Annotated in this window: 8 protein-coding genes; 6 read left to right on the top strand and 2 right to left on the bottom strand. The window is 66.6% G+C overall.

From position 1 onward, the window contains the following. The first annotated feature begins 39 nt into the window (after positions 1 to 39). The 4 genes from gcvPA (at position 40) to NS334_RS07975 (ending at position 6,647) form a co-directional block, all read left to right on the top strand. Positions 40 to 1,398, top strand: a complete 1,359-nt coding sequence (gcvPA, locus tag NS334_RS07990; protein WP_058755440.1) for an aminomethyl-transferring glycine dehydrogenase subunit GcvPA — start codon at positions 40 to 42, stop codon at positions 1,396 to 1,398. After that, positions 1,395 to 2,969 carry an aminomethyl-transferring glycine dehydrogenase subunit GcvPB gene (gene gcvPB, locus NS334_RS07985; RefSeq protein WP_058755439.1) on the top strand — a complete coding sequence of 525 codons (1,575 nt, stop codon included), beginning with the start codon at positions 1,395 to 1,397 and terminating at the stop codon, positions 2,967 to 2,969. Before gcvPA ends, gcvPB begins: the two co-directional genes overlap by 4 nt. A 123-nt stretch (positions 2,970 to 3,092) precedes the next feature. After that, positions 3,093 to 3,626: a translation initiation factor IF-3 gene (infC, locus tag NS334_RS07980; protein ID WP_058755438.1), complete on the top strand. Its 534-nt coding sequence runs from the start codon at positions 3,093 to 3,095 to the stop codon at positions 3,624 to 3,626. 216 nt (positions 3,627 to 3,842) lie between these two features. Continuing rightward, positions 3,843 to 6,647, top strand: coding sequence for a TonB-dependent receptor (locus tag NS334_RS07975; RefSeq protein WP_058755437.1), 2,805 nt, complete (start codon positions 3,843 to 3,845; stop codon positions 6,645 to 6,647). Between the two features lie 300 nt (positions 6,648 to 6,947). On the opposite strand, the gene proS is transcribed toward NS334_RS07975, so the two are convergent. Continuing rightward, entirely contained in the window at positions 6,948 to 8,477 is a 1,530-nt protein-coding gene (gene proS, locus NS334_RS07970; RefSeq protein ID WP_058755436.1) for a proline--tRNA ligase, read from the bottom strand. 90 nt (positions 8,478 to 8,567) lie between these two features. Between proS and NS334_RS07965 the strand changes: the two genes are divergently transcribed. Further along, a complete protein-coding gene (locus NS334_RS07965; RefSeq protein WP_058755435.1) occupies positions 8,568 to 9,467 on the top strand; it encodes a DMT family transporter in 900 nt (299 codons plus the stop codon). A gap of 249 nt (positions 9,468 to 9,716) precedes the next feature. Here the strand turns inward: NS334_RS07965 and thrS are convergent, their stop codons facing one another. Next, positions 9,717 to 11,702, bottom strand: a complete 1,986-nt coding sequence (gene thrS, locus NS334_RS07960; RefSeq protein WP_058755449.1) for a threonine--tRNA ligase — start codon at positions 11,700 to 11,702, stop codon at positions 9,717 to 9,719. A gap of 283 nt (positions 11,703 to 11,985) precedes the next feature. On the opposite strand from thrS, the gene NS334_RS07955 reads away from it, so the two are divergent. Next, positions 11,986 to 12,606, top strand: a complete 621-nt coding sequence (locus tag NS334_RS07955) for a retropepsin-like aspartic protease family protein (protein ID WP_058755434.1) — start codon at positions 11,986 to 11,988, stop codon at positions 12,604 to 12,606. The last annotated feature ends 25 nt before the right edge of the window (positions 12,607 to 12,631 follow it).

Here is a 12,631-nt window from a genome sequence, read left to right as displayed (position 1 = left end):
CCCCCGACCCCTCCCTTGTAGGGAGGGGAGGAGCATTCGATGCGCTACCTGCCCCTGACCCCCACCGACCGCCACGAGATGCTGGCCGTCATCGGCGCGTCGTCGATCGACGATCTGTTCGCCGACGTGCCCGAATCCGCGCGGCTCGACGGCCCGATCCACGACCTGCCGATGCATGCCAGCGAACTGGCGGTCGAGCGCCACATGGCCGCACTCGCACGCCAGAACACGGTGGCGGGCGACGTGCCGTTCTTCTTGGGGGCCGGGGCCTATCGCCATCACGTCCCCGCCAGCGTCGATCACCTGATCCAGCGCGGCGAGTTCCTGACCGCCTATACGCCGTATCAGCCGGAGATCGCGCAGGGCACGCTCCAGATGCTGTTCGAATTCCAGACGCAGGTCGCCGCCTTGCTCGGCACCGACGTCGCGAACGCCAGCATGTACGACGGCTCGACCGCGTGCTGGGAGGCGATCGGCATGGCGCGGCGGATCACGCGGCGCGGCAAGGCGATCCTGTCGGGCGGGCTGCACCCGCATTACGTCTCGGTCGCGAAGACGATGGCGAAGTATACCGGCGACGTGCTCGACACCGCGCTGCCGGTGCTGGGCGCCGACACCGATCTCGACGCGCTGATCGCCAAGATCGACGACGACACGTCGTGCGTCGTCGTCCAATATCCCGACATCCTCGGCCGCATCGCGGACCTCACCCCGCTGGCCGATGCGTGCCATGCGAAGAAGGCGCTGCTGATCGCGGTCGTGACCGAGCCGGTGGCACTCGGTGCGCTGCGCTCGCCGGGTGAGATGGACGCCGATATCGTCGTCGGCGAGGGGCAGTCGCTCGGCGTCGGGCTCCAGTTCGGCGGGCCGTATGTCGGGCTGTTCGGCTGCAAGGAAAAGTACGTCCGCCAGATGCCGGGCCGCCTGTGCGGACAGACGGTGGACGCCGAGGGGCGGCGTGGCTTCGTGCTGACGCTCTCGACGCGCGAGCAGCATATCCGCCGCGAGAAGGCGACCAGCAACATCTGCACCAACTCGGGCCTGTGTGCGCTGGCCTTCTCGATCCACATGACGCTGCTGGGCGAGGCGGGCCTGCGGCGGCTGGCGGCGCTCAACCATGCGGGCGCGTGCCGGGCGGCCGATCGTCTGGCGAAGGTGCCGGGCGTCAAGGTGGTCAACGACACCTTCTTCGACGAATTCACGCTCGACATCGGGCAGGAGGCGCGGCCAGTCGTGCGTGCGCTCGCCGACAAGGGTGTGCTGGCGGGCGTGTCGCTCGGGCGGCTCTATCCGGGCGAAGCGGCGCTGGCGAACGGGCTGATCGTCGCGGTCACCGAAACCGCGACCGACGAGGATATCGAGGCGCTGGCGACCGCGCTTCAGGAGGCACTGGCATGAGCATCAACGCAAGCGGCTGGAGGCCGACCACGCCTGTCGCGGGCGTCAACACCGCCCAAACCTTCACCGGCAACAAGGCGCTGATGCTGGAAGAGCCGCTGATCTTCGAGATCGGCTCGACCGAGACGACCGGCGTCGATTTTGCCGAGGGCGATGTCGCTGGTTCGCGGCTGGGCGACCTGACGCGCAAGAGCGCCATCGGGCTGCCGGGGCTGTCGGAGCAGGAGACAGTGCGCCACTATACGCGCCTCAGCCGTCAGAATTACGCGATCGACCTCGGGCTTTTCCCGCTCGGCTCGTGCACGATGAAGCACAATCCGCGCCTGAACGAGAAGGTCGCGCGGATGCCGGGCTTCGCCGACGTTCACCCGCTGCAGCCGGTCGATACCGTGCAGGGTGCGCTGGGTGTCATCAACGAACTGGCGGTGTGGCTCATCAAGCTGACCGGCATGTATGGCGTCGCGATGAGCCCGAAGGCGGGCGCGCATGGCGAGTTGTGCGGTATCCTGTGCATCAAGGCGGCGCTGGAGAAGCGGGGCGAGGGGCATCGCAAGGTCGTGCTGGTGCCGGAGAGCGCGCACGGGACCAACCCGGCGACGGCGGCGTTCGCCGGCTTCACGGTCGAGGACATTCCCGCCACCGCCGACGGGCGCGTCGACACGGCGGCGCTGAAGGCGCGGCTGGGGCCAGACGTCGCGGCGGTGATGATCACCAACCCGAACACCTGCGGGCTGTTCGAGCGTGATCTGAAGGAGATCAGCGACGCGGTGCACGCGGCGGGCGGCTACGTCTACTGCGACGGCGCGAACTTCAACGCGATCGTGGGGCGCGTGCGGCCGGGCGACCTGGGCGTCGATGCGATGCACATCAACCTGCACAAGACCTTCTCGACCCCGCACGGTGGCGGCGGGCCGGGCTCGGGGCCGGTGGTGCTGTCGGAGGCGCTCGCGCCGTTCGGCCCGCTGCCCTTCACCGCGCGGATGGCCGATGGGCATATCCAGTTGATCGAGGAAGAGACGGCAGGCGACGACCACCCTGACACGTTCGGGCGCATGGTCGCCTTCCACGGGCAGATGGGCATGTTCACCCGTGCCTTGGCCTATATCCTCAGCCACGGCGCGGACGGGTTGAAGCAGGTCGCCGAGGACGCGGTGCTGAACGCCAATTATGTCCTGCGCTCGCTGGAGGACGTGCTGGATGCGCCCTTCGCCCCGTCCGGACCGTGCATGCATGAGGCGATCTTCTCGGATAAGGGCTTCGCGGCCGGCTTCTCGACGATCGACGCCGCCAAGGCGCTGATCGACGAGGGCTTCCACCCGATGACCATGTATTTCCCGCTGGTCGTCCACGGTGCGATGCTGGTCGAGCCGACCGAAACCGAGAGCCGCGCCGCGCTCGACCAGTTCATCGGCGCGCTGCGTTCGGTGGCGGAACGGGCCAAGGCGGGCGACCCGTCGCTGAAGACCGCGCCGCATTTCGCACCACGCGCGCGCCTCGACGAGACGCTGGCCGCGCGCAAGCCGGTGCTGACGTGGAAGCCGCCGGTGGTGCAGGCCGAAGCGGCGGAATAGCACGGCCGTCGTGCGGGCAGGTCGCGCTGAAGCGGCCTTCCCGCACAGGCGCTTCCAAAACACAACAGGATGCCCTATATTCGGAGGGTAACCGATACAGGAGAAATACCCATACGTCCTCCCATGATGCGCCGGCCGATGCAGGCGCCGCCGATGAACGGCCCGCGGTTCAATGAGTGGATCCAGAGCCCCAAGGTCCGCGTGATCGATCACGAGGGAGAGAATCTCGGCGTGATGTACACGCGCGAGGCGATGGAGCAGGCGCGCGAAGTCGGGCTCGACCTTGTCGAAGTGTCCCCCAACGCCGATCCGCCCGTCGCCAAGTTCCTCGACGTCGGCAAGTTCAAGTACGAGGCGCAGAAGAAGGCGAACCTCGCCCGCAAGTCGCAGAAGACGCAGGAGATCAAGGAGATCAAGATGCGTCCGAACATCGACGATCATGACTATGACACCAAGATGAAGAAGGTGGCGGAGTTCATCGGCGAGGGAGACAAGGTGAAGGTCACGATGCGTTTTCGCGGTCGTGAGCTGAGCCATGGCCAGCTCGGCATGGCGGTGCTCCAGCGAGTCGCGGAGCAGGTGCAGGATGTCGCGAAGGTCGAGGCCTATCCGCGCATGGAAGGCCGGCAGATGCTGATGGTGCTGGCACCGAAGTAAGCATTCCGGACAGGCGCCAGGCCTGATCCGAAAACGGCCAGCCTGCCGTAACGTCCGCCGCGCCTGACCCGCGCGGCGGCGTTGTATTTGGCCAACACCATCTTCGAAAATCTGCGCGGACGTACAGAAAAGCTCTGGACGGACGCCATGTCCGCGCTACGCTCCACCAATACCGGACCTTCAAAGAGTTCGGGTGACATTGGGAGAGATAGCGCCATGCGTCTGACCGCCACCCTTCTGTCCACCGTTGCCGCGGTGTACGCCATCCCCGTGCTGGCGCAGGACCAGACCAGTCCCGTCACCACCAATGCCGCGGTCGCCGGGCAGACCGATACCGCTTCTTCGCAGTCGGGCGATACCGGCGTGTTCAATGCGGGCGATATCGTCGTCACGGCGACGCGCCGCGCCGAGCGGCTGTCGGACGTGCCGATCTCGATCAACGCGGTCAGCCAGCAGGCGCTGCAGAATTCCGGCGCGACCGATATCCGGCAGATGGCGCAGCTGGCGCCGTCATTGAACGTGTCGTCGACCGGATCGGAGGCCAATGCCTCGGCACGGGTGCGCGGCGTCGGCACGGTCGGCGACAATCCGGGCCTGGAAAGCTCGGTCGCGGTGTTCATCGACGGCGTGTACCGCAGCCGCACCGGCTCCGGCCTCAACGATCTGGGCGAGGTCGACCGGATCGAAGTGCTGCGTGGGCCGCAGGGTACGCTGTCGGGGCGAAACTCGTCGGCCGGCGCGATCAACATCTATACCAGGGCGCCATCGTTCGATTTCGGCGGCTATGCCGAGGGCACCTACGGCAATTACGATTTCTATCGGCTGGCGGGCGCGGTGACGGGGCCGATCGTCAAGGATCTGCTCGCCTTCCGTATCGACGGGGTGCTGTCGAAGCGTGACGGCTTCTACCGCGATGTCGTGAACGACACCGACTATAACGACCGCAATCGCTGGTTCGTGCGCGGGCAGTTGCTGCTGGAGCCGTCGCCCGACCTATCGCTGCGGCTGATCGGCGATTATACGTGGCGCAACGAGAAGTGCTGCGGCGCGGTCTATACCGACACGCGCGAGAAGACCGATCCGACCCCCGGCACGCCCGGCGATTATGCGATCAACCCGAACGGCAACCGCATCGTCAGCGTGATGAACCAGATCGCCGCGCTGCGCGGCTATCCGGCGGGCAGCGTGTTCCCGGCGGGCAACGATCCGTACAGCCGCCGCATCGCCTTCACGCCCGGCCGTGCCTATAGCAACGTCACCAAGGATTATGGCGGGTCGGCGCAGATCGACTGGAACCTGGGCGGGGCGGCGCTGACCTCGATCACCGCCTATCGCGAATACAAGTCGGACGGCGCGAACGACATCGACGCCAATGTGCTCGACATCGGCTATCGCCCGGCGGATGGCAACAATTACCGGCAATTCCATACCTTCACGCAGGAGTTGCGGTTGAACGGTGAGGCGTTCGGCGACCGCCTCAACTGGCTGATCGGCGGCTTCTTCAGCAACGAAGACCTGCAGGTCGTCGACAATCTGAAATTCGGTCGCGATTACGGTGCGTTCGCCGCCTGCCGGATCGTCGCGACGGTCAATCCGCTGGCGGCGCTGCGCAACCCGGCGAACCCAGGCTGCCTGGGCACCACGCCGCTGGCGGCGCTTGGCGGCGCGACCGCGCGGCAGGCGCTGGGCGCGGGGTTCGGCCAGGCGGCGGCGCTGATCCTGCCGGCGCTGGACCGACTTTCGACGCTCAACGATCTCGGCACGACGCGGGACGTCTATAATCAGAACAGCAAGAGCTTCGCGATCTTCACCCACAATATCTTCAAGCTGACCGATACGCTGTCGCTGACCGGCGGCCTGCGCTGGACGCGCGAGGAGAAGAATTTCGACGCGACGTTCGGCAACAACAACACCGTCTGCCCGCAGGTGCAGGCGTTGCTCAACCCGCTGTTCAACAACGCGCAACTCGCGGCGCTGACACGCGGGATTGCGACGCTGGCGTGTACCGGCAATTCGTCGAGCGTGCTGAACGGCCGCACGTTGAACGACAAGCTGCGCGAGAATCAGTTTACCGGCACCGCGGTGCTGAGCTGGAAGCCGAGCGACCGGCTGATGACCTATGCCAGCTATTCACGCGGGTACAAGGCGGGCGGATACAACCTCGATCGTTCGGATCTGGGCGACGCCTATACGTCGACGACGATCGCCAACCTGGATGCGCGGCGGCTGCGCTTCGATCCCGAAACGGTCAACGCCTATGAAGTCGGCCTGAAATATTCGAGCCGCCAGTTCACGTTCAACCTTTCGGGCTTCCGGTCGGAATTCAAGAACTTCCAGCTCAACACCTTCAACGGCACCAATTACGTCGTGGAGAATATCGGTTCGTGCTCCGACAGCCTGAACGGCGCGGATCGCGACAATTCGCTTGCGACCGGCGCGTGCGGCGCGAAGGTGCGATACGGCGTGGTCAGCCAGGGGTTCGAGGCCGAGGCGGGCATCTACCCGGCCGAACATTTCGCGCTGAACATGGGCTATACGTTCGCGGACACGCGCTATCGCCGCAATCTGGTCGGATCGGACGCGGGCGCGGCGTTGGACCCCGCGCTGTTCCTGCTGTCGGGGTCGCAGATGTCGAACGCGCCGCGCAACGTCATCACCACGTCGGTCAGCTGGACGCCGCCGATCGGCGGCAGCGGGATGTCGGCGCTGTTCTATGTCGATCAGCGGACGGTGTCGGACTACAACACCGGGTCCGACCTGTTCATCGAGAAGGAGCAGGACGGCTTCACCCTGGTCAACGCGCGCATCGGCCTGCGTGGCGATCGCGACCGCTGGGCGATCGAGCTATGGGCGCAGAACCTGCTCGACACCAATTTTCAGCAGGTGGCGTTCAATGCCCCCTTCCAGGGCGCCGGAAACCAGCAGCAGGTGCAGGCGTTCGGCGGCACGGGCAACCAGCTGTTCGCCTCGTTCCTGGGCGAGCCGCGTACCTATGGCCTGACGCTGCGCACGCGGTTTTGAGGTAAGGTGACGCGTCCGGCCGGCGCCGCGATGAAGGTTGGACCGCTGCGAAAGGTCGGTCTTCCTGCCTGATTGCGAACGTCACCCCGGCGAAGGCCGGGGTCCACGGCTCCGAAAAGGCAACGACGTGTGCGTTTGCGGAAACCTGGATGCCGGAACGAGTCCGGCATGACGGGGAATTTCCGTGGAGGGTTCGAGAGCCGGCATCGGGCGGGTCGCGAGATCCGGCAACGTCCCTCGACTGGACCCCGGCCTTCGCCGGGGTGACGGGTCGAGGAATGGCGGTGTTCGCGAAAGGCGTCAGTAGGCGCGGCCGACCAGCACCCGTTCCACCGCCGCGTCGCCGGTGAAGATGCACGCGCCGTCCGCTGCCGCCTGCCCCTCGGGCGCGTTGCGGAGCGTCAACTTGAGCGTCTTGAGCCGCTCGACCACCGTGTCCAGCGCCGCGCCGGTCGGGCGCGACCATTGCACCTCCAGCCACCCCGGATTCTTCGCGCCCTCCGCGAAATGCGCCTCGACCTGCGACCAGTCGCTTGCCGGCGTGATGTTCGCGTCCAGCCGCGCCTTGGCCTGATCGAATAACGTCTGCTGGATGTCGGCGAGCAGCCCGGCGACCTCGCCCGCGAAGCCGTCGCGCGCGACGATCGCGCTGTCGAGCTTGCCATCGGCGCGATACAGGCGATCGCGGCGGATGACCGAGATATTGCCCGACGCCATGTCGCGCCCGCCGACCTCGATGACGATCGGCGCGCCCTTCTTCACCCAGCCCCAGCGCTTGGTGGTCGACTTCACCGGCTTCAGGTCGAGCAGCGCGCGCACCGGCTCGCCGAACGCGCTCTGCGCCGCAAGCGTCTGTTGCAGTTCGCGGCAATAGGCGATCAGCGCCTCGTCCTCCGGTGCGTCGCGCAGCATCGGTACGATGACGACCTGCCACGGTGCGACGCGCGGCGGCACGCGGAGGCCATCGTCGTCGCCATGCACCATGATGAGCGCGCCGATCATCCGCGTCGATACGCCCCAGCTGGTCGTCTGGGCATATTCCAGCTGCCCTTCGGCATTCTGGAAGCGGATGTTCTGCGCCTTGGCGAAATTGGTGCCGAGGAAGTGCGAGGTGCCGGCCTGCAGCGCCTTGCCGTCCTGCATCATCGCCTCGATCGACCAGGTGCCGACCGCGCCGGGGAAGCGCTCGTTCTCGGGCTTCTCCCCGGCGATGACCGGCACGGCGACGCAATTCTCCGCGAAGTCGCGATAGACTTCGAGCATCTTGAGTGTTTCGTCACGCGCCTCCTCGGCGGTGGCGTGGGCGGTGTGGCCCTCCTGCCAGAGGAATTCGGCGGTGCGCAAGAACATGCGGGTGCGCATTTCCCAGCGCACGACGTTGGCCCATTGGTTGATGAGCACCGGCAGGTCGCGCCACGATTGTACCCAGCGTGCGAAAGCATGGCCGATGACGGTCTCGCTGGTCGGACGCACGACCAGCGGCTCCTCCAGCTTCGCGGCGGGATCGGGGACCAGTCCGCCCTTGCCGTCGGCGATCAGACGGTGATGGGTGACGACCGCCATTTCCTTGGCGAAACCCTCCACATGGCTGGCTTCCTGCTCGAAATAGGACAGCGGGATGAAGACCGGGAAATAGCAATTTTCATGGCCGGTCGCCTTGATGCGATCGTCCAGAAGCCGCTGGAACCGCTCCCAGATGCCATAGCCCCACGGGCGGATGACCATGCAGCCGCGCACGCCGGACTCCTCGGCCATGTCGGCCTCGGCGATGACGGACTGGTACCAGGCGGAGAAATCGGCCTCGCGGGTGACGGGGAGAGCGTGCTTCATGGGGCGGGGCGATAGCGGCAAAACGGGCCGCTCGCCAAGCGGCAACGCGCGGGGTTTCTTTGGCGCGGTGGCACGGTTAGGGACGGCGGCATGTCGGATGACCGCGTTCTCAAGGGCATCGGCCTGCGCCTGCTGGCGATTTTCTTCCTGTCCACCATGTCGGCGCTGGTGAAGCTGGCGGAGACGCGCGGCGCGTCGCTGCCGGAGACGATGTTCTGGCGACAGGCGTGCGCCTTGCCGGTGGTGCTAACCTTCGTGGCGGCCGGGCCGGGGCTGCGCTCGCTCAGGACGACGCGGCTTAAGGGGCATCTCGCCCGTTCGCTGGTCGGCGTGGTGGGAATGGTGTTCACGTTCGGCGCGGTGCTGCTGCTGCCGCTGGCGGAGGCGACGACCTTCCAGTTCACGGTGCCGATCTTCGCGACGATCCTGGGCGCATTGGTGCTGGGTGAGCGGACCGGCGTGCAGCGCTGGGGCGCGGTGCTGGTCGGATTCGCGGGGGTGCTGGTGGTGGCGCAGCCGGGCGGCGGGGAGCATGTGCCGCTGTTCGGGGCGATCGTCGGGTTGCTGGCGGCGCTGTTCGTCGCATTGGTCGCGATCCTGCTGCGGCAATTGCGCGACGAACCGTCGGGGACGACGGTCTTCTGGTTCTCGACCCTCACGCTGCCGCTGATCGCCGTGCCCTATGCCTTTCATCTCCAGTCCCACGACTGGCTGACCTGGGCGAATCTGGCCGCCATCGGGGTGGTCGGCGGGTGCGGGCAGCTGGCGCTGACGGGGGCGGCGAAGCTGGCGCCGGTGACGACCGTGGTGCCGATGGATTATTCCGGGCTGATCTGGGCGACGATCTACGGCTGGCTGCTGTTCGGCGTGTTGCCGAGCGCGATGACCTGGGCGGGTGCGCCGATCATCATCGCCAGCGGGCTGTTCATCGTGTGGCGCGAACAGCGGCTGGGGAAGCAGCAGACGGTGACGGCCGCGCCGGAGGATTGATGCGTCATTGCGAGCGTTGCGAAGCAATCCAGTCATGGATCAGGACGCATTCGGCCTGTTCGGGACGTCAGCGACAGTCGCTTTGCTCACCTCGCTCGCCACGTCACCCCGGACTGGTTCCGGGGTCCACTGATCCGCACCATCAGAAACTTGTGAGTGTGCGGCCCAGTGGATGCCGGAACCAGTCCGGCATGACGGTTGTGGCTTCGCAGAGGTTCCGGCGACGCCGGGGCACAGTGACGAGCAGTGTCAGCGCAGGTCCGGCGCGCGCGCTTCGTCGTGGAGCATCTGCACCGCCTCGTCGAGCGTCAGGAAGGTCTGTGCCTGGCTGCCGAGCCGGCGCAGCGCGACCTTGCCTTCCTCCGCCTCGCGCTTGCCGACGACCAGCAGGTTCGGCACCTTCGCGACCGAATGCTCGCGCACCTTGTAGTTGATCTTCTCGTTGCGCAGGTCGGTTTCGACGCGAATGCCGGCGGCGCGCAGCTTCGCCGCCACCTCATGCGCGTAATCGTCGGCGTCGGAGACGATCGTCGCGACCACCGCCTGCACCGGCGACAGCCACAGCGGGAAGCGCCCTGCGTGATGTTCGATCAGGATGCCGATGAACCGCTCGAACGTGCCCAGGATCGCCCGGTGCAGCATGACCGGACGGTGGCGATTGCCGTCCTCACCGACGTACGACGCGTCGAGGCGATCGGGCAGCACGCGGTCGGACTGGATCGTACCGACCTGCCACGTGCGGCCGATCGCGTCGGTCAGGTGGAATTCCAGCTTCGGCGCATAGAAGGCGCCTTCGCCCGGCAGTTCCTCGAACTTCGCCTTGATCTCCTCTGGCAGGTTCGACGCCTGCACCGCCTCGCGCAGCTCCTGTTCGGAGCGGTCCCACATCTCGTCCGAGCCGAAACGCTTTTCCGGGCGCAGCGCCAGCTTTACCGCATAATCGGTGAAGCCGAGATCCTGATAGACGGAGTGGAGCAATTCGCAGAATTTGCGGACTTCCTCGACCAGCTGATCCTCGCGCACGAAGATATGCGCATCGTCCTGCGTGAACTGGCGGACGCGCATGATGCCGTGCAGCGCGCCGTGCGGCTCGTTGCGGTGGCAGCAGCCGAATTCGGCCATGCGGATCGGCAGGTCGCGGTACGACTTGATCCCCTGCTTGAAGATCAGGACGTGCGCCGGGCAGTTCATCGGCTTCAGCGCCATCATGTCGGCATCGCCGCTGATGACCGCGCCCTCATCCTCGGTGTTCGGGATTTCGTCGGGGACGACGAACATGTTCTCGCGATACTTGCCCCAGTGGCCGGACTGTTCCCACTGCCGCGCGTCCATCAGCTGCGGGGTCTTCACCTCGGCATAATCGGCGGCGTCGAGGCGGCGACGCATATAGGCCTCCATCTGCCGCCACAGGATATAGCCCTTGGGGTGCCAGAACACCGACCCCTGCGCCTCCGACTGGAGGTGGAACAGGTCCATCTCCGCGCCGATCTTGCGATGGTCGCGCTTGGCGGCTTCCTCCAGCATCGTCAGATGCGCGTCGAGTTGCTTCTTGCTGAGCCAGCCGGTGCCATAGACGCGGCTGAGCATCGCGTTCTTCTGGTCGCCGCGCCAATAGGCGCCCGACACGCGCGTGAGCTTGAAGGCGTTCGGGTCCAGCCGCCCGGTCGAGGGCATGTGCGGGCCACGGCACATGTCGAGCCATTCGCCCTGACGATAGATCGTCAGTTCCTCGCCCTCGGGCAGTTCGGCCGCCCATTCGGCCTTGAACGTCTCGCCCTGTTCCTTCCACTTCTCGATCAGCTGCTGGCGCGACCAGACCTCGCGCGTGAAGGGCTCGTTCTTCGCGATGATGCGGCGCATCTCGGCCTCGATCGCGGGCAGGTCCTCGTCGGTAAACGGGCGGTCTTTCGGCGCGAAGTCGTAATAGAAGCCGTCCTCGGTCGCCGGACCGAAGGTGATCTGCGTGCCCGGGAACAGATGCTGCACCGCTTCCGCCATGACGTGCGCGAAATCGTGGCGCGCGAGTTCCAGCGCGTCGCCCTCGTCCTTCTGCGTGACCAGCGCCAGCGCGGCGTTCTGCGTCAGCGGGCGCGACAGGTCGCGCAACTCGCCATCCACCCGCGCGGCGATCGCCGCCTTGGCGAGGCCCGGGCCGATCGCGGCGGCGATGTCGGCGGGCGTGGTGCCGGATGCGACCTCGCGGACCGAACCGTCGGGCAGCGTGATCGAGAGCATTTCCATCGAGGGTCTTCCTGCGCAAAGTCGAGGGAACGGCCTAGCGATGCCGTGCCCCGACGAAAAGAGCGGCGTGTGATGCTGGCGAGGTGGAATGCGGCCGCTCGCGTCCCACCCGTCCGGATGGGCGGTGCCGAGCGTCAGACGATGACGCTGGCGCCGGCCCCCGGACGCAGCCGGGTAGTGGTGGTAGTGAGCGTCATCTGCATGACCGCGATATAACGTGGGTCCGGCACGTGCGCCAGCCATTCTCCCGACAGGTTCCGGTTCCTATATTCCGCTCATGCCCGTCGATATTTCGGCCAGTCCGCATTTCTACCTGCTGCTCGGCGTGTTGTTCGTCGCGGCGGTGGTGGCCCGACGCGCGCCGGTGTTGCGGACGATCGTGAGCCTGGCCTTCTGGGTCGGGGCCGGGTTGTTGCTGTACGCCACGGTCGCCGAGCGCGGGCGTTTCGATCCGTGGCTGGGTCGCGCGGCGGCGGCGCTCGACATGGACGATCAGAAGGTCGCTGGCGAGGAGACGCGCGTCAGCATGAGCCGCGACGGGCACTTCTATGTCCGCGCCAGGATCGGCGGGGTCGAGCGACGCCTGCTGGTCGATAGCGGCGCGACCGTCACCGCCCTGTCGCCGGCCACCGCCGCGGCGGCGGGCGTGGAGGTGAAGCCGGCGGTGTTCCCGGTGCTGTTGAAGACCGCGAACGGGACGATCAAGGCCGACACCGGCGAGGTGCGCGAACTGCGCTTCGGCAACGTCGTCGCGCGTGATCTGGCGGTGGTCGTCTCGCCGGCGTTCGGTGACGTCGACGTGCTGGGGATGAACTTCCTGTCGCGGTTGAAAAGCTGGCGGGTGGAGGGGCGCACGCTGATCCTCACCCCGCACCACCCGCAGGATACGACGGCTTAGCGCTGGCCGCCGTTGTCATCCGATC

This window comes from Sphingomonas endophytica, from assembly GCF_001476895.1.
GTDB lineage: Bacteria > Pseudomonadota > Alphaproteobacteria > Sphingomonadales > Sphingomonadaceae > Sphingomonas > Sphingomonas endophytica_A.
This window is presented reverse-complemented; position numbering and strand designations above follow the sequence as displayed.